Genomic DNA, 22363 nt, shown 5'->3' on the forward strand with positions numbered 1-22363 from the left:
CGGCTTACCCCAAACGCCACTGCACGGGCACCACATCAGGCGCGGAAGCCGCAAACACGCTGACGCAGCCGTTGCCTGTTACCACCAGCCATTCGCGCTGGTGGTAGTGGCGCTGTTGCAGTACGACTTCTTCATCAAGCCAGCCTCCCTGCTGCACTTCCAGCACCGGATAGCCGCGCACAAAACCGCGCGAGCGCCAGTACCTCTGCAAGTCCAGCTCATCGAGATAGCGGAACGCACAGGCATCGGGAAAGGCGATATCCAAGCCTTCCACCATGTTCTGCGGGCCAAGCCCAAGCGCTATGCGCAGGGCCAGTCCCTGGGATGAAAAGCGCAGGCTTTCAATGCCAGAGCCGGGTTGCATTTCGCAAGGTTCGCCACAGGGCAGCGTCGTCAATGGCATGGGCGGCAGTATGGTAAGCATCTCAATAGGCCCCTCAGACCGCAGGGGCGATCAGGGCCCGGCAGGACCGTGACGTTCCGAGCAGCCTTTTGGTGGAATGCGGCTGGCACCCCGACGCCACCAGCCAGCGGCCCCAGGCGCTGATCCCAGATATGGGCAGTGCATTGGCGGCGGTGAATTCCGCCAGGCCATCACTGCGGGCCGGGGTGTCCGTCTGAAGGCTGGTGTCCCATCGTCTTTTCCCCCGCATTTTGGCTTTGCACCAGACCGCTTGGGTCGCGCAGGGCCACACGGTACTGCTTGGGTGACTTCTGCCAGAACTTCTTGAACTCGGTCGAGAAATTGGCCGAGTTCGGGTAGCCCACCTCGGTCGCGATATCGGCAACGCCCAGCGTGGTTTGCTCCAGCATGCGCGCCGCCCGGGTCATGCGCTCGTTGCGGATGAACTCGAACACGGTGATGCCGTCGACCGCTTCAAACACCATGTTCAAGCGGTGCATCGACAAGCCCAGCGTCGCCGCGACACCACTGCCTTTGAGCGCCGAATCACTGATGCGGCTCAGGATGAATTCCGTCGCGATTTGCTTGATGGTCAGATTGGCGGGCAGCAGCTCCGACACCGGCTGCGGCGCGATGGGGCTGGCACCGCGCAAAGCCGCCGCACGTTTTTGCGCCAGGGTGATGTGGATGTGAATGCGCTCCTGGACTTCCTCGACATAGTAGGGCTTGAGGATGTAATCCACCGCCCCGGCCCTGAGCCCCATGACCCGGTCGTTTTCTTCATAAAGCGATGACAGAAAAATAAGGGGTATGTGGGCGGTCGCGGGGTTTTCCTTCAGCAGGCGGGCGACTTTGAGGCCCTGGCGCTCCGGCAATCGCAGATCCAACACGATCAGATCCGGCAGCTGGTACTGCGCACGGCTATAGGCCTGATTTTCATGCTCCAGCACCGTGATGTCATAAGGAATACTGCGAAGCGCCGCGACCAAAGGACGAAGCTGCTGCAAATCACGGTCAACGATCAGTACATGGGGTATTTTCCCCGCGCTATTACTCATATATGTTTTTACAGAACCATGGCTAAAACTACAGCCATCCTCTGAAATCAATATCTGAGTCTCCAACCCCCTGCGCCAGATTCGAATCCATCCCGTTTCAGCGCCATCCGATGGCGCATATAAAACCGGTTCGGCACAGAATATCCACCACCTTTTCAGCAGATGGCCGATTAATCATGGCGGTCTCAATAGCGAAAACGACGAAAGCGAGGCGAGTGCACACCGGCGAGCCATGCACTGGCGGGAGGGGGTGGCTGACCGGCAAATCAGAAGAGGTGCAGCGATTCGCGGTCAATATAGAGGGAGTCAGGCCACTAACATTACTATTTTAAAAATTACAATCAGAGACAGTCACCCATCGAATAATTAAATAGCAATAATCAAAAATGCGGCAAGAAACCAAATTGATTTAGATTTAAACAAAAAAACATTCCGTATTTAAATGCTAGATTGGGATGCGTTTATGCATATCTACACGCTCGATAGACATTTTAAATGATCACATGCCGATGATTGTTTGGATTGATATGGAGCGGCAAGTTTCCGTTTACTTGTTCTGGCGATGGAGTTTTATAGATGAGAGCAATGAATAAACAAACTGCATTTTTTGCGGTGTCGGTACTGGCGCTGGCCGCTGCCAGCAGCGTGCAGGCGGCCACGCTGGCCTGCGGCACGCCATTGCGGGTCAGCACCGCCAATGTGGCGAACTGGTCCACCGATGCACGCTATGTGAGCGCTCCCGCTGGCGCACCCGCGACCATCCGTGATGACTACAAATGGCGAGGCTGGTTTGACCCCGCTGCAGAAACCCATGGGACAAGCTCCGGCTCCCTCAATGGCCAGCCATTTGCGGGCAAATGGTTCTCTTTTGGGGACAGCGAGTTTGTGGATGGCGCTGCCAACGGTGGCAATACCGGCAGTGGCACCTATCCGGCCGTGATTACCAACGGCGATACCGACAACGGAGCGTGGGTTGCGGGCCGCGTGACCTTTATCTACAACGAGCCCATCAATATCGCCAGCAACGTTGACCTGTCCACTATTCGTATCCGGGGTGCGGGCGGCTTTGACGACAATACGCAGTTGGTGGTGCGCCCTGTCACCCCGCCATCAGGCGCTACCGACTGGCTGAGAACGCAGAACCTGGGCGGCACCTACAGCTCGCCTAGTATCGTGAATGAGGATGGCAGCCAGGTAGGCCTGGGCTTTTACTACGGCGATAACACCATTGGTTTTGCGGTACAGAATACTTTTTCGGCTCCCACCACTTCGCAAGGCAATCCCACCGGTCTGATGGCCGATATTGAGATCACCGCCGATTGCGCAACCGAGCCCGCTCCTCAGCCCACCACCATTCTGGCCTGCCCCGCAGGCAGCCAGGCCGGCGATGAAGTGCGCGTGGGCCCGTTCACGACCAATGCACGCGACTGGAAATGGCTCTGGCGCACGAACGCGGCGGGTACTGCGGTGGAGAATGTCGAGCAGCCCTTGTTCGATAACTACAGTTGGGCCGGTGCCTATGTCAAGCCGGCTTCGCTGCCGGCGGGTCAGGAAACCAATGCACGTTGGATCAGCCCTGGCACGACCTCCCCGAGTGCAAGCGATATCCCTGGCGTGCCCTACCCTGCAGCGTCTGGTCAGTCCAAATCTGGGTTCCACGCTTCTGTCTTCGTGATGAACCAGCCCGTGACCGTGGGTAGCAACGTGGATCTGGCATCCATCAAGGTAGATGGCCGGTTCGGTTTTGACAACTATGGCAATTCCATCTTTGTGCAACCTGCAGGAGGAGCGCCCGTCTTTGATAATTCGGGTCTGTACCTGCCTAACGGCTGGACCTCGCTCCAAACGGCCACGACCCCTGCCATTCCAGGCTTTGCGCGCGGCCAGAACACCATTGGGTTGATGTTGGATGGCGGGGAAGCTACCAATGACTGCGCCAATGGCGGCTGCGCGATGGCTGCGATTGCCGACTTCTATGTAACCGCTGCCTGCACCGGCGAGCCACCGGCTGCGGACCTGTCCATTACCAACACCAGTGCCTCCACCAGTGTGGCCCCGGGTGCGACGGTGACCTACACCATCACTGCAAGCAATGCCGGCCCGACGGATGCCACCGGTGCCACGGTGACCGCCACGCTGCCAGCGGCATTGACCGGCGCCACGTGGACCTGCGCCGGCGCGGGCGGTGGCACCTGCGCCGCATCGGGCAGCGGCAATATCAGCGACACGGTGAACCTGCCGGTGGGTGCCACCGTGACCTACACGGTGACCGCCAAGGTGGCTGCCACTGCATCGGGTTCGCTGACCAGCACCGCCAGCATTGCCGCCCCCGCAGGCGTTGATGACCCGACCCCCGCCAACAACAGCGCGACCGCCAGCAGCGTGGTGGCCACGCCGGGCGCTGCAACGCCCGTGCCGGCCCTCGATCTGGCCGCGTTGGCGCTGCTGGGCAGCCTGAGCGCGGGTATTGGCGCCTTCGCGCTGCGCCGCCGCCAACGCGGACAGTGACCACGCTGATGTACGGGCCGGCCAGCCCGTAATGCCGGCCGCGAACCGCTTCCTTCGGGAGGCGGTTCTTTTTTTATACTCGCCGGTGGTGGGCCAACTCTGGCCCCGGAAAGGCAAACCATGCAGCGCAACGGCCAGGCCGTCGTCGGGTCTCCGATCGCCGATGTGATTTTTGAAGACAAACGGGTATTGCTGCTGCTGGACGATGGCCGCCAGCTGGCCGCACCGCTGTCCTGGGTGGGGCCCAAGGTAGTCGCGATGAACGCGCGAGAACGGTCGCAATGGGTGGCTACCGCAGACCGGCGCGGTGTCAACTGGCCCGGCGCCGGCCAGACCTCTGCCGATGGCGCGCTCCATGTCTGGATGCTGGAGCAGGATGCGCTGTTTGAAGCGGCGCTTGCGGAGCTGAAGGCCTTGGACTGGAAGACAGACCAGCTCCCTCACCGCAGCCGGGCGCTGGTGGCGCTGTGGCGCCTGGTGGCCGATGGCTATAACGGCGGGCTGCTGCAGTTTCTGGGCAACTGGGGCATCGCGGAGATGGAGCTGGCGCTGGCCGCACTGGCGGAGATTCAGGCCCGCGCAACGCTCGATGTGGTGACGGAGTTCTGGCGGCTGGTGGGCCCCATCGCTCAGTCCGAAGAGGTCAACAGCATCGACGATGTGTACCGTGCCGTGGCGGGTGCGCTGTCGGACCAGATCGAGGCGCTGGACGAACAGTTCTGGGAGGCGGCTGAGGAACTGGTCAAACGGGTGCCGGCGTTTTTTGGGCCCGCGCCGTCGGCTGCCTGATTCGCGACCAAGCACAAACCCACAGCCCTCAACGTGAAGTGAGGGCTGTTGTGCGCCTGGGCGCTACTTGTCGTGGTTGGCGCTCAGGTTGTCCAGCAGGTCATCGAGCGACTTGAATTCGATGGTCTCCACACCGTCGTTCTCGTCGATGGAGATATCTTCCAGCGCCAGTTCTTCGCACAGCTGCGCGCGTACCCAGCACTGCGGAAACTGCTTGGGCGCGACAAAGGACAGCAGCACGGCATCGGCGAACACGGCCACCGAATGCAGGCTCAGGTCATCGCGCAGGTCGGTAGGCTCTTCAACCTCGTCTTCTTCCACGGCCTCTTCCACCTCCACCGCAATATCGTTGATCAGCCGCTTCCAGTCGTCGGCCGGCATGGCCAGAAAACGCTGGGTATTGGCGATCAGGGCTTCCACATCCATCTTGGGGTTGTCGGCCAGCTCCGGGTCGACATTGACATGGATATCGGCACCGGCCGCCTGGAAGTGCACGCTGCCAACCACAAAGCCGTCGTCGGCCTGCACGTCGTTGAGCAGCTGGCTCGCTGCCATGGCGTCACGAAGATGGGCAATCTGGGTCATGGGGGCCGTCCTTGCGTTGAATGGATGGGCCATCATAAGCGGCTGCTTTTGAAAGCTCTACCGTAGCGACGAATGACTGTCATTCGGCGAACTGGCAGGAACTCAACATTTCTTGTCCTGCTTGCGCGATTGCGCCAGCGCATCTTCCCTTACGCTTGCCGGTTGCTTGATCCCTTAGGGATCCTCTGCAATACCCTCGCCAAGCGGAATGGACGCGGATCGGGATGAGACGCAAGGCGTCTTTTGCAGTGAATAGCCGTAGCTATTCACAAGGAAGACAACGCAGCGGATCGCCCGAGCCCGCGTTCAGACCACGGCAGGGAGTGTTGCAGAGGGTCCCTTAGCCTTTGCAGGTTTGCCTGCCCGACGCCATGACTGCTGACACCGCCACCCTCAACCCCTCACCCGCCTTGGCTGCCGCACCTGCGGCCCCTGCAGATAGCCAACAGCACGGCTTTTTATTGCCCATCGTGGGCGGCGCGGCGCTGGCCCACCTGCTCAACGACATGATCCAGGCGATGCTGCCGTCGATCTTTCCAATGCTCAAGGCCAGCTTCTCGCTCAGCTTTGGGCAGATTGGCGTGATTGCGCTGGTCTACCAGGTCACCGCATCGCTGCTGCAGCCGTGGATTGGCATGTACACCGACAAGCATCCCAAGCCCTACCTGCTGCCCTCGGGCATGGGCATGACCTTGATCGGCATTGGCCTGCTGGCCACTGCACACAGCTACGAGATGCTGCTGGTGGCTGCTGCGGTGGTGGGGGTCGGCTCGGCCACCTTCCACCCCGAGGCCTCGCGCATTGCGCGCCTGGCATCCGGCGGGCGCTTTGGCACCGCGCAGTCCACCTTCCAGGTAGGCGGCAATACCGGCTCTGCGATTGGCCCGCTGCTGACGGCAGCCATCGTCATCCCCCACGGCCAGCCAGCGGTGGCCTGGTTCATGGTGGTGGCCCTGGTCGCCATCTTTGTGCTGTACCGCCTGACCATCTGGGTGCGCCACAACGGCAGCGCCAAGGCCAAGAGCCTGGCCAAGAACCATGCGGGTGAAGGCCTGAACCGCGCGGGTGTCATCCGCGCCGTCACGGTGATCTGCATTTTGATGTTCGCGAAGTTTGTCTACATCGCCTCCTTCACCAACTACTTCACCTTCTACCTGATCGAGCGCTTCCAGCTCAGCGTGCAGTCCAGCCAGCTGTTTCTGTTCATGTTCCTGGCCGCAGTGGCAGCGGGCACCTTTGCTGGCGGCCCGGTGGGTGACCGCATCGGCCGCAAGGCCGTTATCTGGATCTCGTTCCTGGGCGTTGCACCGTTTGCGCTGGCCCTGCCCTATGTGGGCCTGGTGTGGACCGCTGTGCTCGCCATCGTCATCGGCCTGGTGATGTCGTCGGCCTTTGCCGCGCTGGTGGTTTACGCACAAGAGGCTGTGCCTGGCCGCGTGGGCCTGGTCTCGGGTTTGATGTTTGGGCTGATGTTTGGCATTGGCGGCGTGGGTGCCGCTGGCCTGGGTGAGCTGGCCGATGCGCATGGCATCGTTTGGGTCTACGGCCTGACCTCGTTCCTGCCGCTGCTGGGGCTGGCGACGGCGTTCTTGCCGGATACGCGGAAGAAGCGGCAATAAGGTTTTGGCGCGCGCCTGGCATCAGGTGCGAGGGGCTGGTTGCCCAGCCCCTGATCGTTGGTATCACTGCAAGGGAACGTCGCCCAGGCCCATCAGGTTGCCATGGCGATCGCGGACTTGCAACGAATACGCGCTTCGGTTATTGGCCTCCTGGAACAAAGTCGCCTTGTAGGCCACACCGTCCCGGTTCCACTCGCAAATCGCTTGGGCAGGGGACTGCGGGTTGGAGCGTGAGCAGCGCACCGCTCCATCGGCGCTGACGGCCTCGTCTGCCTCCACCCGCGACAAGGTGACGGCTTCCACCACCCGCTTATTGCTGTCTGCGACAAATCGCAGCCACCATTGTCCCAACAGCCCCTGCGCATCCGATGCACCGGGCTCCAACGCCATGCGGACCATCGGTTTGGGAGATTCGTTGGGGAACGCCACCTGGCCCAGAACACGCGAGGATACCCATTGGGGAAACGCACCGCTCCGAAACGTCAGCGCCAGGGTACCCGTGGCCTCGGCCAACTCCCCACTGGCGGGTGGACCGCCCAAAGTGCGACCGCCCTCGTAGCGGTTCAAGGCCAAGCTGGCCTCTACCCCTTGGTAGCTGGTGCTCCCCATATGGAAGGTGGGCGAGCCATCTGGAAGATAGTTGAAGATCTGAGCCAATGCCATGCCATTTTGCGCATCAATGGCGATGCCGCGCCCAGGCTTGAAGGTCAGCTCGTCCTGCACCACCCAGGTTCCACTGCTGGGTCTCACCGGGCCAGTGCAATGGCCCATATCGCCCACGTACAAATCTGCCCAGGAGGTGCAAAAACCGATGGTCACGACACTGCCCCCGCTTACCGCAGTGCCCATCAGGGTGTAGGTCTGTAATGCACCCTGGTTCAGCACTTCTACCTGCCCCGCCAGATCAACGTTGGCTATATGCAGTTTCATGGATTGCACAAGTGGGGTGGGGCCACCCGATTGCGAAGCTTGCCCAGTGGTGCAATGGTATTCATCCTTGCCCACGACCCGGCTGCAATCGAGCGTCTGCGTTGCAGCGTCTTGCAAGCCCTCTATCCGTACCTGCCACTGCAAGGTTTCTGATGCCTTGTACACCGAGATATTGGCAAATCCATGGGGGTTCTGGTCGGCATCCAGCAGGGTGCCTAAAAACGACCGACGCACGCCTTTTTCCCAATAGCTGGAAACATAGTCATTACTGCGCATCTCGAAGCGTTGCATCGCCCTCACCGGCTCACCGGGAAACTGCACTGTGCCCTGCAGCCCATTGCTAAAACTGACGGTCACATTGCCCGGTGATCCCAGCACTTCCGCATCCCGCGCGTCACTGCCAAAGCTGCGTCCGCCTTGGTATTGCATCAGCGGCACGGTGATGGAGTCACCATCCAGTTGCCCCGTGGCCGTGTAGAAAGTGGCATCGCCATTTGGCGCGTAGCCAAACACCTGCATAAAGAAGGTATTGCCTTGCACGTCGATCGCCAGGCCCCGGCCTGGTTTGCCATCCAGTTCTTCGGTAATGGCCCAGGTGCCTGCCTGGGGGGTAAAACTGCGCGCAGCCCACGTGGCGGCGCACGATAAAGCCAGCACGGAGGCCGTGACTGTAGAGCTGATATATCTCGTTTTATTCAATGCTGTCTCCTGGTATGCGAGTCAGTATATGGAGCGATCCCCTTCCTATCCTTACAGAAACTGTCCAGTCTGCAGAGAGCTCCAGCATTGGGAGCGTCGCTTGAGTAGATGCCTTAAATACAACAAAAAGTTGCAAAGGCAATAAACGATGAATACGATTGAGAATGATTCTTGTTTGATTTTTATAAAGTCGTCACTCTCATGTCACACACAAAGCAACGCATACACCAACCCAACCTGATCGTGATGGCTCTGATGGCGGCAGCCGCCACTGCCAGCGCATCTGCCCAACAAGCCCAGCCTGCTGAACCAGCACAAAACGCAAGTACCGCTGCCGAAGCAACCGCCAGCCCATCGGTCAACCTGCCCCAGGTAACGGTGCGCGACCGCTATGAGCGCGAAGACCTGCCCGCACTCGCCCCCGGACGCAAGGCGGCCAAGGGGGCGCGGCTGGGCATTCTGGGGGCGACCTCGATCATGGAAGCGCCGGTCCATGTCAATGCCTATACCCGCGAGCTGGCCGAGGACTGGTCGGCGCTGTCGCTGCAGGATGTGCTGGAGAACGATGCGGCGGTGGTCTTCACGACCAACAAGGGCCATTTGCTGCAGAACTTCAACCTGCGGGGGCTCGATGTGACGGCGATGGACATAGCGACGAATGGGCTCTACGGCATTGCGCCAGCCAACTCGGTGCCGATCGAGATGTTTGAGCGGGTCGAGGTGATGCGCGGCCCCAATGTGCTGCTGTCTGGCATGCCGCCGCTGGCCAGCGTGGCCGGCTCGGTCAATATGGTGACCAAGCGCGCACTGGCCCAGCCGATTGCCGACTTGACCGCCACCTATGTCTCCGATTCCTACTACCAGCTGCATGCCGATGTGGGCAAGCGCTTTGGGCCGGAGCAGCGCCTGGGCCTGCGTTTCAATGGCGTTTACGGATCGGGCGATATGGGGGCCGAGGACGAAAGGCAGAAACGCAATGTGGGCGCGCTGGGCCTCGATTACCTGGGCGATAACTACCGCCTCTATTTAGATGTGTACAACAGCGTCAACAAGATCGACGGTGGCAGCCCCGGCATGTTCAGCTTTCTGGGGAGTGCGGCCATCCCCGGTGTGGGTTACCTGCTGCCGCCGCCCGATGGCGATGTGAACCTCTTCAAGGGCACCCACGGCAAGTACGACAACAGCGGCTTGCTGGCGCGGGCGGAGTTCGATTTCAACAAAACCTGGCAAGGCTATGTGGCGGCCGGCGGCTCGGAGGCCGAAGGCCAGGGGCTGCTGTTTGGCACGCGCGCCATCGTGACCGGCGCTGACGGCACCACGCGCGGCGCGATCTACAACGTGCACACCAAGTCGGAGCGCCGCACCGCCGAGGCGGGCGTCATCGGCAAGTTCGGCACCGGCAGCGTGCAGCACCGCCTGCAGCTGTCCTTCAACATCCTCAAGCACAAGGAAGGCACGGTCAACACGGCCTGCAACTACTGCTACACCACCAATATGTACCGGCCAGCCGAGCCGGCCTTCCCGGCAGCGCCAACCTGGAAGGACTACACGACGGAGAACGAATTCCGCTCGTTGGCGATTGCCGACACGATGGGCTTCTGGGAGGAAAAACTGCTGCTGACCCTGGGCCTGCGCCACCAGACGGTGAAGACCCCGCTGGTCAATGGCGTGGCCTCCAACTACAGCGAAAACCGCGTCTCGCCGATGGTGGCCGCCGTGGTGCGCCCCTGGGGTGACCACATCGCGCTGTTTGCCAACTACACCGAAGGCCTGGAGCCCGGCCGCACCGTGGGCGCGGGCTATGCCAATACCGGTGACACGCTGGCCCCCATGCAGACCAAGCAGGGCGAAGTGGGGGTGAAGCTGCAGGCGGGCGAGACCACGCACACCGTCAGCGCATTCCAGATCAAGAAGCCGTCGATCGTGACGAACAGCGCCAACTTCCAGGTACTTGATGGCGAGCAGCGCCTGCGCGGCCTGGAATGGAGCGCCTTTGGCAAGCTGAGCGAGACGGTGGCCTTGCTGGGCGGAGTGGAATACATCCAATCCAAGCAGATCAACACCGGGCTGGAGAACTACGGCGTGCCCAAGCTGCGCACCCGCATCGGGCTGGACTGGGACACCCCCGTGCAAGGGCTGTCGGTGGGCGGGCGCCTGTTCCACACCGGCTCGCAATGGGCCGATTCGGGCAACCGCCTCAAGGTGCCATCGTGGAACCGCATCGATGCGATGGCCCGCTATGCCACCAAGTTCGGATCAACGCCTGTGCGCTTCAACGCCAGTGTGGAGAACCTGACCAACAAGAACTACTGGATCGGCATGTTCAACGATGGCTTTGTGATGCCCGGCGCGCCGCGCACCTACCGCCTGTCGGCCACCGTGTCGTTCTGATCACCACCAAGGCTCTGGCTGTGGCCAGGGCCCACCAACACCACAGCCCGCTGGCACGTGCATGCCAGCGGGCTGTTTTTATCAGCGTGTGACGCGCTTTACTTGGTCAGGATCAGCTTGCCCAGCTTGGTGGCCTGCAAGGTGTAGACGGAGCCGTTATGGGCAATCTGCACGGTCTTGTGGCCGGCCAGCAGGCTGGCGCTGTCCACACTGCGCACCTGCAGGTTGGCATCGTTCAGCGGCCGGGGCTGCAGCGCAATGGTCAGAGGCTCGGCAGCATGGGACCCGGCCTCGCAGGCAGTGGGCGTATCGGCTGCGTCCTGCGGCTGTGGCACAGCGGGGCGGCGGAGTTGCAAGGTACGGCGGGCGCTGGTGGCGGCATGCAGAGTGGTCATGGTGGCGCTTATGGCGGGTTGGAAGGTGGTCAGGCACATTACTGGGAGCGAGTCTAGCATCAAATGAGATTGATTATCATTCATAACCATGCCAACGAAGCAGTTTGAGGTCCGTCCCACCCTCTTCGGCACGACCCGGCAGCCCGCTGCGCCAAATCTTGCGGATCACAGGGTCTGTCGTAGACCGACGCCGAACTTGCGTTCCACCGCCATGCGCCTATGGAATCAGGTAAAGATGCTCAGGTGCCTGACCTTCGCTGCTCCACCAAGGCAAGCGTATGAATTCCTGCAAAGTCGAACTGATCTAACAGCTCATGGAGCAAGGTCGCGAATTGGGATGCGGCAATCTCCTTGGCATGGCGTTCCATCCAGTTTTCTATGTCCGTCAGACGTCCGTGAAGCGCATAGCTGGCCAGTTCCTCGAGCGATTCAGTGCCTACGTGGTCCTTGATATCAGTGGGGCTGAGAGATCTCGTTTCTACGGCACGTGCAGGGAACGGATCGGTCGGTTGAGGGGTACTTAAGCTGGCGTCAGGCCGGTAAGAACCAGTGATGGAGACAGGAACGCGAAGGTTGAAGGAGAACCTGCAACCATGGCCGGGACTACTCTCCACGCTCAGAGTCCCTCCCATTTCTGAAACGATGCGCTGGGCAATAAATAGCCCCAGCCCGGTGCTATTGCTAGTGGCCTGGATTTGTTGAAAAGCTCCAAAGATATCGACCCCTTGTGTGAGATCGATTCCTGGGCCTGTATCACTGACAGCGAAGTAAAGCCTGCAATACCCACTCGTAGTTTCGGAGGTGACCGATAGCGTCACGGCCCCATCATGCGTGAATTTAGCGGCATTCGATAGTAAATTCAGGAGCACCTGTTGCAAACGATTGCCATCCATTTGGACTGCAACCGGAAGGCCTGGAAATGGTTCATAGTGGTAGCTATTGCGCTGTTGAGAGCACAACGCCAATGCATATTCCGAAATCTCGTTTAATAGACGTGGCAAATCCGTAGGTATGGGTTTGAGATGTAGCGGCTGCAGCTCTACCTTTGAGAATACCTGCAATTCATCGACTAAGCCCAGCTGATAATCAATACTGCGTTGGATGGACAGCAGCGACTTTCGCTGCTCATCGTTGGCATCCTTGAGGAGCATCGCTGTATAGCCAGATATCGTAGCCAGCGGAGCTCGTAAGTCGTGGCTGATAAAACCAATCGTTTCCGTTTTTTGCTGGCTCTTCTTTTTTTCTTCAGAGATATATTTTTCTTGTAGCAAGTGGGCGCCATTGATCATCAAGCATATAGCTGTTAGGGGCACCACCGCAGAAAAAACGAAAATATAAGATATCTGGATAATTGAAAAAGCAACGGGGCTACTTGGAACCAGATGGGCAATAAATAAGGTACTGAAGCGGATTAAATATACTAGAAATTCTATGCCCAGCGATGCCGACAAAAGCCGGTTTGTAAATGATTTGCTACCATACCGGATGACAGTATAAAATTGAATAAAGACAAAAATCGCCAAGAAGAAAGTGAAACATTTCAACCGACTCGGGTAGTGGGGATCTATACGGAAAAAATAAAAACCCAACACTTCAGATGCCAGGGTGCAGGGTACTATCAGCAACCACAGCGACGATTGGTTGTAAAATTTTCTAATACCGATAGTTTGTATAGCCACTCCCAGCGTTAAAAAATAGTTTCCCAATGAAAAAACAGAGTGATCATTAAAAAAATTTGCGTAAAGAAAAAGCGCGAACGTTACGATGAAAAATCCTAATGCATAAATACCTATTTTCTTTATTCCGATCGGCCGGACGGAAAAAAGCAATGGGATAAGCACCAAGGATGAAACGAACGCGGATACTGCAAAAAATAGCTTGTGATTGATGACGATCATTTTGAGTTCATCGTTATTTTTGGTATTGCAATATCATAAGTCATGACCCCTTCCACATGCCTATTCGATATCACAATTATTTGGATTGACCACACTGCTTAAGTCGGCGCGCAGTAATTACACAGTAGGAGCCTGACTTTGGCAAAGCTCCCAATGCTAACGCTTCATACAATGTATTTCTTACTCGGTTTCCCTCGGTCGCTAGGGTTTGATTGCGGATTGGTGAGTGATGGCTATTGGCACAGAGTGGCTACCACCGATCCAACATCGTCCAAATGCAGCCCAAATCCCGCTGCACCGCCCCGCAGCACCCAGGGATCTTCTGCATAACTCCCTGCCTTGGCCTGAACGCGGATTCGGGCGATCCGCGCCCCTCCCATTCGGCGGGGGGTTTGCAGAGGATCGCTGGCATGGACTAACCCGGAGACCTTGCAGCGTGTGCGCGATGCCATCGCCAGCATGCGCTGTGTGCCCAATGCGCAGCCCATGGCCTGGGCGTGATCCTGGGGCCCTTGGTGGGCACCCTGGTCTATGACCTGCACCCCGGCGCGCCTGATTTGCTGGTGGCGGTGCTGCTGGTGTTGGTAGCGCTGTGGCCGACGGATGCGCCGGAGTCGGCGCTGGAGGCGGGGCGGGTGGGCTAAACCGTCACGGCGTTTGAGACTCCGGCTGGATAGCGGTAAAGCAGCTAGAGGTAATCGCTTTCCAGCTGGTGCCGGATGGCACCGATGATCACCGTGGTTACATCGTGGATCTCGAAAAGCGCTACGTAGCCAGCGCCACCAAAAGCAATGACTAACTCGCGCAAAAACGCGCTAGACCCGGCTTTGCGACAGCTGAACGGACTGTGCTCCAGGAAGCGGAAGGCGCGCCTGATTGCATCAAGCGCACGTGCAGGTGTATCCAGGTCTCCTGTCGCACTGGCCAGCTCCCGCTCCAGGATGTGGTCAAACAAGCGTTCCAGATCTTCTGCCGCTTCCGGGCTGAATATCACCTGGTACTGGCTCATGCGCGTTGCTTGGCTGCTGCGAGTTTGGCCTCCAGCTTGGCGATCACGCTGTCGGCAGGGATGCCGCTGCCTGCCGCAACTGTGGCCTGAATCGATGCAAGACCGCGCCGCATGAACTCCGATTGGACTTGTCGGCGCTTGACCTCATTGCGGACAGCTGTTTCTACCAGCGAGGCCAGGCTTTCGTTGGTCTCCAGAGAACGCTCCATTTCCTGACGGAACGAAGGTTCTACGCGGACGGGTGGGATGGTAGCGGTTTTCATCGGCAAATTGTATTGCATTTGTGATTCAGACCACAAGCCTGAGAAACCAGATCGCTGTAGGCATTGGGGGACTCTGGCCCGCTAAACGCGAGAGGAATCCCGCTGCACCGCCCCGCAGCCCCTGGCATGGACTACGATAGCGGCACTTTCAGCCACCTTCCCCACCAGCCCGTGCAAGCCAGCAACCGACCGTCCAAGATCCAAGATGTAGCCCGCGCTGCGGGTGTGTCTGCGATGACGGTGTCGCGGGCGATCAACCACCCCGAGCGGCTCAACCCGGAGACCTTGCAGCGTGTGCGCGATGCCATCGCCAGCATGCGCTATGTACCCAACGCGCTGGCCAGCGGGTTGCGGCTGTCGCGGGCGCGGCTGGTGGCGGCCTTGCTGCCGACCTTGGTGGGGCCGGTGTTTCAGGAGCTGATCCAGTCGCTGGACCATGCACTGAACCAGCATGGCTACCAGCTGATGATTGGCCGCACCGGCTATGACGCCGCGCAGGAGGCGGACCTGATCCGCGCCATCATCCAGCGCCGGCCTGATGGCATTGTGATGATCGGCATGGCGGCATCCGAAGAAGGCCGGGCGCTGTTGCAGGCTTCGCGCATTCCGGTGGTGGAGACCTGGGACCTGACCGATTCGGCGATCGACATGCTGGTGGGCTTTTCGCACAGTGCCATTGGCCAAGCGGTGGCGGCGCATTTCATTGGCAACGGGCACCGGCAACTGGGCATGGTCAGCGGCGATGATGCGCGTGCCCGCGTACGCGTGGCCGCCTATGCACAAGCGGCGCAAGCCGCCGGCCTGCCCGAGGTGACGGTGGCCTACACGCCGGCGCCCAGCACCTTGGGTGGCGGCCGGCGCGGGCTGGCCGAGATCCTGGCGCAGCGCCCCGAAGTGACCGCCGTTTTCTGCAGCTCGGACACGCTGGCCCTGGGCGCCTTGGTCGAGGCGCAGCACCAGGGCCTGCAGGTGCCCCAGCAGCTGGCCGTGGTGGGCCTGGGCGACCAGGAGTTTGCCAAGGACACCGACCCGCCGCTGACCACCGTGCGGCTGGATGGCACGCGCATTGGCCAGCTGGCCGCCGACATGATCGTCGCCCGCACCTTGGACCAGCCGGTGGATGCGCCGCGTGTCGATATCGGCTTTTCCATCACCCAGCGCAGCAGCGGCTAGACAGCTCTCCGACAAAATTTGCTGCCCCGCCCCACTGGCAATTTCGGGTAATTACTGATTTCTCAGCCAAAGTTAACGTTAACAATACGACAAATTCCAATGTTAACGTTAACTACACGAAGCGAACCATCGCTCAGCCAGATTTCAGCAACGCCTTGAAAGCAGGAGACAAACATGACCACCCCCCCAACCACCGGATGGAGAAAAATAGCGGCCCTCGTCTGCGCCAGCGCTGCGGCCTTGGCCGCCAGTCCGAGCGCCTGGGCCTGGCCGGACAAGCCGATCACCATCATCGTGCCCTTCCCCGCGGGCGGCGCGACCGACACGGTGGCCCGCGCGATTGGCAACAACCTGGGCCAGCAGTGGGGCCAGTCGGTGGTGGTGGAAAACAAGGCCGGAGCGACCGGCAGCATTGGCGCCGCGCAGGTGGTGCGCGCCCCGGCCGATGGCTATACCTTGCTGGTCTCGTCCTTGGCACCGCTGGTCGTCGCGCCCCATCTGATCAAGGGCCTGCCCTATGACCCGACGCGCGACTTCAGCTACATCACCGTGGCGGTACAAACGGCCAATGTGCTGGTGGTCAACCCCAGTCTGGCGCCCAAGGTCAACAACGTGCAGGACGTCATCGCGATGCTCAAGGCCAAGCCCGACACGGTCAGTTTTGCGACCTCGGGCGCGGGCTCGTCGGACCACCTGACCGCCGAGCTGTTCTGGCAGAAGACGGGCACCAAGGGCCTGCATGTGCCCTACAAGGGCGGCGCGCCGGCCACCGCCGATCTGCTGGGCAGCCAGGTGGACATGTCCTTCCAGAACGTGAACAGCGTGTTCCCGCACATCAAGTCGGGCAAGCTCAAGGCGATTGCGGTGACGGGCAACAAGCGCTCGGCCGTGCTGCCCGATGTGCCGACGATGGCTGAGGCCGGCATCGATGGCATGGACGTCTATGCCTGGCAGGCCTTTGCCGCCCCCAAGAATCTGCCGGCCGATGTCAAGGCCAAGCTCTACGACGGCATTGTCAAAGCGCTGCATGACCCTGCCGTCAGCAAGCAGTTCACCGACATGGGCCTGGAAGTGGTCGGCAACAGCCCCGAGGTCTTCACCGAGTTTCAGCGCAAGGAGTTTGCGCGTTGGAAGCAGGTGATCACCACCGGCAACATCACCGCACAATAAACAGAAAACGGACCCCGCAGCGGGCCAGCCAACACGCCCGCTGCACATCCCCCCAACATTCAACCTCTGCCCACCATGCAAGCCACCCCCAGCACCTCCCCCAGTTCCACCCCCCGCATCACCGGCTACCGCGTGGTGCCGGTGGCCGGGCATGACAGCATGCTGCTCAACCTGAGCGGCGCCCATGCGCCGTTCTTCACCCGCAACCTGCTGATCCTGACCGACAGCGAAGGGCACACGGGCGTGGGCGAGGTGCCCGGTGGCGAGAGCATTCGCAACACCCTGGAAGACGCGCGCGAGCTGATCCTGGGCCAGCCGGTGGGCCACTACAACGCGATGCTGAACGCGATGCGCAGCAACTTTGCGAACCGCGACAGTGCTGGCCGGGGTCTGCAGACCTTTGACCTGCGCACCACCATCCATGCGGTGACCGCTGCCGAATCGGCCCTGCTGGACCTGCTGGGCCAGCACCTGGGCGTGCCGGTAGCGGCGCTACTGGGCGAAGGCGTGCAGCGCACCTCGGTGCAGATGCTGGGTTATTTGTTTTACGTGGGTGACCGCAACCTGACCGACCTGCCCTACCAGAGCTTCCCCGACGAGGCCGATGACTGGAAGCGCCTGCGCCATGAAAAAGCCATGGACCCGCAGGCCATCGTGCGGCTGGCCGAAGCCGCCTATGCACGCTATGGCTTTGAAGACTTCAAGCTCAAGGGCGGCGTGCTGCGCGGTGAGGACGAGGTCGAGGCCATCCGCGCGCTGCACGAGCGCTTTCCCAAGGCCCGCATCACCCTGGACCCGAATGGCGGCTGGTTGCTGAAAGATGCAGTACGCATCACCCGCGATCTGCACGGCATCCTCGCCTATGCCGAAGACCCCTGCGGTGCCGAAGAAGGCTTCTCCGGCCGCGAGGTGATGGCCGAGTTCCGCCGCGCGACCGGTCTGCCGACGGCGACCAATATGGTCGCCACCGACTGGCGCCAGATGGCGCATTCGCTGTCGCTGCAATCGGTCGATATTCCGCTGGCCGACCCGCATTTCTGGACCCTGTCGGGCTCGGTACGCGTGGCCCAGCTCTGCCAGGCCTTTGGGCTGACCTGGGGCTCGCATTCGAACAACCATTTCGATGTGTCGCTGGCCATGTTCACCCATGTGGGCGCCGCCGCGCCCGGCAAGGTCACCGCCATCGACACGCACTGGATCTGGCAGGACGGCCAGGGCCTCACCAAGCAGCCGCTGCAGATCAACGGCGGCTACATCGCGCTGCCGCAAAAGGGCGGCCTGGGCATCGAGCTGGACATGGATGCGGTGGAACGCGCCCACCAGCTCTACCTGCAGCACGGCCTGGGCGCGCGCGATGATGCGATCGCGATGCAGTACCTGGTGCCCAACTGGCGCTTTGACAACAAGCGCCCTTGCATGGTGCGCTGAGCCGCTGCGGCAATCCCCCGTTCGGCAGGCAGCACGGGGCACGCGCCACGGGCATCCGCGCTGGACTCAGGGGTGCCAGTGGCTGGCCCGGACCAGGCTTGCCGAAGGCCCCGCATTGCCGGCCAATTCGTAGGAGATCTGGTTGGCGGCGGCGATGACGGTCTTGGACATTTCCTCCAGCTTGTGCTGCGGCAGGCGCGATGCAGGACCGGACACACAGACGGAGCCCAGCAGCCGCCAGTGCTTGCCGAACACCGGCGCAGAAATGGTGGCCACGCCCTGCTCGCGCTCGCCAATCGACCAGTGGTAGCCGCGCTGGCGTATCGCTTCGTACAGAGCCCCCGGCTCGCCGGAGAACGCCAGAATCACCCGCCCGGGAGAGCCTTTGTCCAACGGCAGGCCCTCGCCCATGCGCGCATGGTGGCGCAAGGCCTGCGGGCCTTCGACCCGCACCAGGCATGTGCGTACATTGCCTTCGCGCACATAGAAGGCAGCGCTCTCGCCGCTCGCCATCGTCAATGCGCGCAGCGCCGGCTCCAGCACGTTCTGCACATCAAAACCGGCCTGGTAGCGCGCGCCCAACCAGCCCGCTGCCGGGCCCAGGCGCCAGTCGCCATCGTCGCGCTGCACCAGGTAGCCGGCCTGCGCCAAGGTGCGCGCGATGCGCAGCGCCGTGGTCTTGTGCAGGCCGCAGCGCCGGCTCATCTCGGCCAGTGGCAGATGGGATTCACCCAACGCAAAGGCGTCTATCAATTGCATGGCACGCAGCACCGCCGTGACGGTGCTGGTGGACGATGCGCCCTCTTCTGGCAGGGCCTCGGCATGGGCCGATTCCAGCACCGGCGGCGGCGCAGCAACAGGCGCGGTTTTGGCCTTGGGCCGGGGGCTTTTGGGGCGCTGAGAAGGGTTGCTCATCGTGCAATGTGTTTCATTGGTTGAAACGGCATTGTATCCCTTGAAACTTTTTTTTAAAGTGGCGCACCGATTGGTCATCGAGGCTTTGAACAGGTTTTGAACCAAAAGGAATAAATCAACAGAACGATACGGAGACAAGGTATGACGATCACGACACGAGCGATTTCGATCTCGGCGCGCCTGGGCAGCCTGGTGCTGGGTACGGCAGTGCTGGCGGCAGCATCCACCGGCGCCTACGCCCAAAGCAACTACCCGGCCAAGCCGATTCGTTTGCTGGTGCCCTTTCCGCCCGGCGGCGGCACCGACATGATTGCCCGCGCCGTCGCCCAAAAGATCACCGAGAAAAACGGCTGGAGCATCGTCGTCGACAACCGGCCCGGCGCCGGTGGCAACCTGGGCGTGGATGCCGCCGCCAAGGCCGCCCCCGATGGCTACACGCTGGTGATGGGCCAAACCAGCAACCTGGCCATCAACCCGGCGCTGTACAAGAAGCTGCCCTACGACCCGCTGAAGAACCTGACCCCGGTCGCCCTCGTCTCCTCGTCGCCGATCCTGATGGTCAGCGGCGCCGGCACCCCGCTGCACTCGATCGCCGAAGTGCTGAAGGCCGCCAAGGCCAAGCCCGATACGGTCACCGTCGGCTATTCCGGCAACGGCACCGTCGCCCACCTGGCCGTCACCCAGGTCGAGCAGGCCACAGGCATCAAGCTGCGCCATGTCCCCTACAAGGGCATTGCGCAGGCCATCACCGACCTGTCGGGCGGGCAGATCGACCTCTTTGTCGGATCGATCCCCTCGCTCATCGGCCAGGTGCGCAACGACAAGCTCCAGCCGCTGATGGTCACCTCCAAGCAGCGCTCGGGCGAGCTGCCTTCGACCCCGACGATGGCCGAATCCGGCAGCGCGGGCTTTGAGGCGATCACCTGGTTCGGCATCCTCGCGCCGGCCGGCACGCCGGACGCCGTGGTGCAAAAGCTGAACCGGGCGATCAATGCCGCGCTGGCCGAGCCGGACGTGAAAGAAAAGCTGCGCTCCGAAGGCGGCGATATCTTGGGCGGCAGCTCGGAAGACTTTGGCAAGCTGATGCGCGCCGAAGTACCCCGCTGGGCCAAGATCGTCAAGGACTCGGGCGCCAGCCTGAACTAAGGCCTCCGCACAGCCGGCTCGCACCACCCTCTTTTCCACCCTATCCGCTGAGAGACCGCGCCATGCACTGCGCCAGCTTGGCTGTGCCCGTCCGTTTCTCGGCGGGCAGCACAGCGCCCTGCGCCCAAGCGCTGGGCGCGCTGCAAAACGCCGGCTCCGCCAACGCAGTGCAGGCCATCCCCCACGGAAAGACCCATGCGGCGCCCAGCGCCAGCCCAACCCCTTTTTTCTCCATCCCTCCCAACGGACCCACACCATGAGCCAACTTCCCGACATCATCCGTGACATCGAGCGCATCAGCGCCGAGGTCGTTGCCAAGGCCAGCAGCTTCCAGGCCGCCATTCTGGCCGACGTGGCCGGCCGCCGCGGCACCATGCATGCGCGGGTTGCACCGGTGCAGCACAACATGCAGGTCGCCGGCCCGGCCTTCACCGTCGAAGTGCGCCCCGGCGACAACCTGATGATCCACGCCGCCATTGCGCTGGCCCTGCCCGGCGATGTGCTGGTGATCGATGGCAAGGGTGACCAGACGGCCGCACTGATGGGCACCTTGATGCTGAGCGCCTGCAAGAAGCGGGGCCTGGCCGGCGTCATCGTCGACGGCGCCATCCGCGACAAGCTCGAGATCCTGGAGCTGGACTTCCCGGTGTTCAGCGCCGGCTTCAACCCCGCCGGCCCCACCAAGTTTGTGCCTGGCCGCATCAACCACTCTATCTCGGCCGGCGGCACCACGGTCAACCCCGGTGACCTGGTCGTGGGCGACGCCGATGGCGTGGTCGTGATCGAGCGCGCCAAGGCGCCTGCGATGCTGGCGCTGGCCGACAAGAAGGTCGCCGATGAAGCCGCCCGCATCGACGCGATTGCCCGTGGCGACACGGCATCGAAGTGGCTGCCCGCTGCACTGCGTGCGGCAGGCGTGCTCAAGGAAGGAGAATCGCTGTGAACCCCCGCATCATCGTCACCGGCGCCGATCTGGCGCAGCAAGCGCTGGACCTGCTCGGCGGCTATGAAGTCATCTACGCCGGTAAAACGCCGACCGAAGACGACCTGGTCGCACTGGCCAAACAGCATGACCCGGTCGCCATCATCGTGCGCTACGGCAAGGTCGGCGCGGCGGTGATGGACGCGGCGCCGTCGCTCAAGGTGATCTCCAAGCACGGCAGCGGCACCGACACCATCGACAAAGTCGCGGCCAAGGCGCGTGGCATTGAAGTCGTAGCCGCCGTGGGCGCCAATGCTGCAGCCGTGGCCGAGCAGGCCTTGGCGCTGCTGCTGACCTGTGCCAAGTCGGTCGTGGCGCTGGATGCCCGCATGCATGCCGGCCACTGGGACAAGGCCACGCACAAGAGCCTGGAGCTGGGGGGCCGCACCGTCGGCCTGGTAGGGCTGGGCGCCATTGGCCTGCGCTTTGCCAAGATGGCCGATGCGCTGGGCATGCGCGTGATCGGCTTTGACCCCTTTGCCAAGACCCTGCCGGCCTATGTGCAGAGCGTGGACCTGGAGACGATCTGGCGCGAGGCCGATGCGATCTCGCTGCACTGCCCGCTGACCGACGAGAACCGGGGCATGCTCAACGCCACCACGTTGGCGCAGTGCAAGCGCGGCGTCATCGTCGTCAACACCGCACGCGGTGGCCTGATCGACGAGGCCGCCTTGCTCGATGCCGTGCGCGCCGGCCAGGTGATGGCTGCCGGCCTGGACAGCTTTGCGGTGGAGCCGATGGCCGCCGGCCACCCGTTCCAGCGCGAGCCGCACTTTATCCTCAGCCCCCACATCGGCGGCGTGACCAGCGATGCCTACGTGAACATGGGCGTGGGCGCTGCCCAGAACCTGCTGGCGGTGCTGGCCAAGGCGCCCGCCACGGCTTGAAGCGCTGGCGGGAGCACGGGCAAGCCAGCGTTGCTTGCCCGGGCAGCAAACCGGGCCGGGCATGGTCCCGGTCCACACACACCAAGAGGCTGCAAGCATGCGGCCCGCTACCGAA

General features: G+C 61.7%; 20 protein-coding genes. 11 read left to right on the top strand and 9 right to left on the bottom strand.

Annotation, left to right across the window (positions count from 1 at the left end; translation table 11 throughout):
* Positions 1 to 4 precede the first annotated feature (4 nt).
* Together ACHWUQ_RS19450 and ACHWUQ_RS19455 are read right to left on the bottom strand one after the other, a co-directional pair.
* Positions 5 to 397, bottom strand: a complete 393-nt coding sequence (locus ACHWUQ_RS19450; protein WP_394682134.1) for a hypothetical protein — start codon at positions 395 to 397, stop codon at positions 5 to 7.
* A gap of 197 nt (positions 398 to 594) precedes the next feature.
* A complete protein-coding gene (locus ACHWUQ_RS19455) occupies positions 595 to 1461 on the bottom strand; it encodes a response regulator (RefSeq protein ID WP_394682135.1) in 867 nt (288 codons plus the stop codon).
* 585 nt (positions 1462 to 2046) lie between these two features.
* Here ACHWUQ_RS19455 and ACHWUQ_RS19460 point away from each other — a divergent pair.
* Both ACHWUQ_RS19460 and ACHWUQ_RS19465 read left to right on the top strand, forming a co-directional pair.
* Complete coding sequence (locus tag ACHWUQ_RS19460) at positions 2047 to 3969, top strand: DUF11 domain-containing protein (protein ID WP_394682136.1); 1923 nt, start codon at positions 2047 to 2049, stop codon at positions 3967 to 3969.
* Between the two features lie 120 nt (positions 3970 to 4089).
* Positions 4090 to 4758, top strand: a complete 669-nt coding sequence (locus ACHWUQ_RS19465) for a DUF4375 domain-containing protein (RefSeq protein ID WP_394682137.1) — start codon at positions 4090 to 4092, stop codon at positions 4756 to 4758.
* Positions 4759 to 4821: 63 nt separating this feature from the next.
* Here the strand turns inward: ACHWUQ_RS19465 and ACHWUQ_RS19470 are convergent, their stop codons facing one another.
* The gene (locus tag ACHWUQ_RS19470; protein ID WP_394682138.1) at positions 4822 to 5343 is read right to left on the bottom strand and encodes a hypothetical protein; all 522 of its coding nucleotides are present in this window, start codon (positions 5341 to 5343) and stop codon (positions 4822 to 4824) included.
* Between the two features lie 371 nt (positions 5344 to 5714).
* Between ACHWUQ_RS19470 and ACHWUQ_RS19475 the strand changes: the two genes are divergently transcribed.
* Positions 5715 to 6962, top strand: a complete 1248-nt coding sequence (locus tag ACHWUQ_RS19475; protein WP_312834597.1) for an MFS transporter — start codon at positions 5715 to 5717, stop codon at positions 6960 to 6962.
* Between the two features lie 63 nt (positions 6963 to 7025).
* Here the strand turns inward: ACHWUQ_RS19475 and ACHWUQ_RS19480 are convergent, their stop codons facing one another.
* Positions 7026 to 8591, bottom strand: a complete 1566-nt coding sequence (locus ACHWUQ_RS19480) for a hypothetical protein (protein ID WP_394682139.1) — start codon at positions 8589 to 8591, stop codon at positions 7026 to 7028.
* Between the two features lie 201 nt (positions 8592 to 8792).
* On the opposite strand from ACHWUQ_RS19480, the gene ACHWUQ_RS19485 reads away from it, so the two are divergent.
* Positions 8793 to 10982 (top strand): TonB-dependent receptor, encoded by a 2190-nt coding sequence (locus tag ACHWUQ_RS19485; protein WP_394682140.1) that lies wholly within the window; start codon positions 8793 to 8795, stop codon positions 10980 to 10982.
* A 98-nt stretch (positions 10983 to 11080) separates the two neighbouring features.
* Here the strand turns inward: ACHWUQ_RS19485 and ACHWUQ_RS19490 are convergent, their stop codons facing one another.
* Positions 11081 to 11377, bottom strand: a complete 297-nt coding sequence (locus ACHWUQ_RS19490) for a hemin uptake protein HemP (protein ID WP_394682141.1) — start codon at positions 11375 to 11377, stop codon at positions 11081 to 11083.
* A 239-nt stretch (positions 11378 to 11616) separates the two neighbouring features.
* Positions 11617 to 13275: an ATP-binding protein gene (locus tag ACHWUQ_RS19495; protein WP_394682142.1), complete on the bottom strand. Its 1659-nt coding sequence runs from the start codon at positions 13273 to 13275 to the stop codon at positions 11617 to 11619.
* Positions 13276 to 13772: 497 nt separating this feature from the next.
* Here ACHWUQ_RS19495 and ACHWUQ_RS19500 point away from each other — a divergent pair, with 497 nt between their 5' ends.
* Positions 13773 to 13919 carry a hypothetical protein gene (locus tag ACHWUQ_RS19500; RefSeq protein ID WP_394682143.1) on the top strand — a complete coding sequence of 49 codons (147 nt, stop codon included), beginning with the start codon at positions 13773 to 13775 and terminating at the stop codon, positions 13917 to 13919.
* A 44-nt stretch (positions 13920 to 13963) separates the two neighbouring features.
* Here the strand turns inward: ACHWUQ_RS19500 and ACHWUQ_RS19505 are convergent, their stop codons facing one another.
* Both ACHWUQ_RS19505 and ACHWUQ_RS19510 read right to left on the bottom strand, forming a co-directional pair.
* Positions 13964 to 14284, bottom strand: coding sequence for a type II toxin-antitoxin system RelE/ParE family toxin (locus ACHWUQ_RS19505; RefSeq protein ID WP_394682144.1), 321 nt, complete (start codon positions 14282 to 14284; stop codon positions 13964 to 13966).
* Complete coding sequence (locus tag ACHWUQ_RS19510) at positions 14281 to 14547, bottom strand: YlcI/YnfO family protein (RefSeq protein WP_312463064.1); 267 nt, start codon at positions 14545 to 14547, stop codon at positions 14281 to 14283. The genes ACHWUQ_RS19505 and ACHWUQ_RS19510 overlap by 4 nt, the downstream gene beginning before the upstream one ends.
* A gap of 126 nt (positions 14548 to 14673) precedes the next feature.
* On the opposite strand from ACHWUQ_RS19510, the gene ACHWUQ_RS19515 reads away from it, so the two are divergent.
* The 3 genes from ACHWUQ_RS19515 (at position 14674) to gudD (ending at position 18318) form a co-directional block, all read left to right on the top strand.
* Positions 14674 to 15720 carry a LacI family DNA-binding transcriptional regulator gene (locus ACHWUQ_RS19515; protein ID WP_394682145.1) on the top strand — a complete coding sequence of 349 codons (1047 nt, stop codon included), beginning with the start codon at positions 14674 to 14676 and terminating at the stop codon, positions 15718 to 15720.
* A 174-nt stretch (positions 15721 to 15894) separates the two neighbouring features.
* Entirely contained in the window at positions 15895 to 16890 is a 996-nt protein-coding gene (locus tag ACHWUQ_RS19520) for a Bug family tripartite tricarboxylate transporter substrate binding protein (protein ID WP_394682146.1), read from the top strand.
* A 75-nt stretch (positions 16891 to 16965) separates the two neighbouring features.
* On the top strand, positions 16966 to 18318 hold the full coding sequence (gene gudD, locus ACHWUQ_RS19525) for a glucarate dehydratase (protein ID WP_394682147.1): 1353 nt from the start codon (positions 16966 to 16968) through the stop codon (positions 18316 to 18318).
* 66 nt (positions 18319 to 18384) lie between these two features.
* Here gudD and ACHWUQ_RS19530 read toward each other — a convergent pair whose 3' ends face one another.
* Positions 18385 to 19233 (bottom strand): IclR family transcriptional regulator, encoded by an 849-nt coding sequence (locus ACHWUQ_RS19530; protein ID WP_394682148.1) that lies wholly within the window; start codon positions 19231 to 19233, stop codon positions 18385 to 18387.
* A gap of 141 nt (positions 19234 to 19374) precedes the next feature.
* Here ACHWUQ_RS19530 and ACHWUQ_RS19535 point away from each other — a divergent pair, with 141 nt between their 5' ends.
* The 3 genes from ACHWUQ_RS19535 to ACHWUQ_RS19545 all read left to right on the top strand — a co-directional run bounded on the left by ACHWUQ_RS19535 (position 19375) and on the right by ACHWUQ_RS19545 (position 22248).
* Positions 19375 to 20379 carry a Bug family tripartite tricarboxylate transporter substrate binding protein gene (locus ACHWUQ_RS19535; protein ID WP_394682149.1) on the top strand — a complete coding sequence of 335 codons (1005 nt, stop codon included), beginning with the start codon at positions 19375 to 19377 and terminating at the stop codon, positions 20377 to 20379.
* A 256-nt stretch (positions 20380 to 20635) separates the two neighbouring features.
* Positions 20636 to 21322 (top strand): RraA family protein, encoded by a 687-nt coding sequence (locus tag ACHWUQ_RS19540; RefSeq protein WP_394682150.1) that lies wholly within the window; start codon positions 20636 to 20638, stop codon positions 21320 to 21322.
* The gene (locus tag ACHWUQ_RS19545; protein WP_394682151.1) at positions 21319 to 22248 is read left to right on the top strand and encodes an NAD(P)-dependent oxidoreductase; all 930 of its coding nucleotides are present in this window, start codon (positions 21319 to 21321) and stop codon (positions 22246 to 22248) included. Before ACHWUQ_RS19540 ends, ACHWUQ_RS19545 begins: the two co-directional genes overlap by 4 nt.
* Positions 22249 to 22363 lie beyond the last annotated feature (115 nt).

It is taken from the genome of uncultured Comamonas sp. (genome assembly GCF_964277875.1).
In the GTDB taxonomy this organism is placed as follows: domain Bacteria; phylum Pseudomonadota; class Gammaproteobacteria; order Burkholderiales; family Burkholderiaceae_C; genus Comamonas; species Comamonas sediminis.

Bases quoted from the DNA above. Each gene is read 5' to 3' on its own strand.
- ACHWUQ_RS19455 (WP_394682135.1), bottom strand. From the start codon at position 1,461: ATGAGTAATAGCGCGGGGAAAATACCCCATGTACTGATCGTTGACCGT.
- ACHWUQ_RS19460 (WP_394682136.1), top strand. From the start codon at position 2,047: ATGAATAAACAAACTGCATTTTTTGCGGTGTCGGTACTGGCGCTGGCC.
- ACHWUQ_RS19465 (WP_394682137.1), top strand. From the start codon at position 4,090: ATGCAGCGCAACGGCCAGGCCGTCGTCGGGTCTCCGATCGCCGATGTG.
- ACHWUQ_RS19470 (WP_394682138.1), bottom strand. From the start codon at position 5,343: ATGACCCAGATTGCCCATCTTCGTGACGCCATGGCAGCGAGCCAGCTG.
- ACHWUQ_RS19475 (WP_312834597.1), top strand. From the start codon at position 5,715: ATGACTGCTGACACCGCCACCCTCAACCCCTCACCCGCCTTGGCTGCC.
- ACHWUQ_RS19485 (WP_394682140.1), top strand. From the start codon at position 8,793: ATGTCACACACAAAGCAACGCATACACCAACCCAACCTGATCGTGATG.
- ACHWUQ_RS19490 (WP_394682141.1), bottom strand. From the start codon at position 11,377: ATGACCACTCTGCATGCCGCCACCAGCGCCCGCCGTACCTTGCAACTC.
- ACHWUQ_RS19495 (WP_394682142.1), bottom strand. From the start codon at position 13,275: ATGATCGTCATCAATCACAAGCTATTTTTTGCAGTATCCGCGTTCGTT.
- ACHWUQ_RS19505 (WP_394682144.1), bottom strand. From the start codon at position 14,284: ATGAGCCAGTACCAGGTGATATTCAGCCCGGAAGCGGCAGAAGATCTG.
- ACHWUQ_RS19510 (WP_312463064.1), bottom strand. From the start codon at position 14,547: ATGAAAACCGCTACCATCCCACCCGTCCGCGTAGAACCTTCGTTCCGT.
- ACHWUQ_RS19515 (WP_394682145.1), top strand. From the start codon at position 14,674: ATGGACTACGATAGCGGCACTTTCAGCCACCTTCCCCACCAGCCCGTG.
- ACHWUQ_RS19520 (WP_394682146.1), top strand. From the start codon at position 15,895: ATGACCACCCCCCCAACCACCGGATGGAGAAAAATAGCGGCCCTCGTC.
- gudD (WP_394682147.1), top strand. From the start codon at position 16,966: ATGCAAGCCACCCCCAGCACCTCCCCCAGTTCCACCCCCCGCATCACC.
- ACHWUQ_RS19530 (WP_394682148.1), bottom strand. From the start codon at position 19,233: ATGAGCAACCCTTCTCAGCGCCCCAAAAGCCCCCGGCCCAAGGCCAAA.
- ACHWUQ_RS19535 (WP_394682149.1), top strand. From the start codon at position 19,375: ATGACGATCACGACACGAGCGATTTCGATCTCGGCGCGCCTGGGCAGC.
- ACHWUQ_RS19540 (WP_394682150.1), top strand. From the start codon at position 20,636: ATGAGCCAACTTCCCGACATCATCCGTGACATCGAGCGCATCAGCGCC.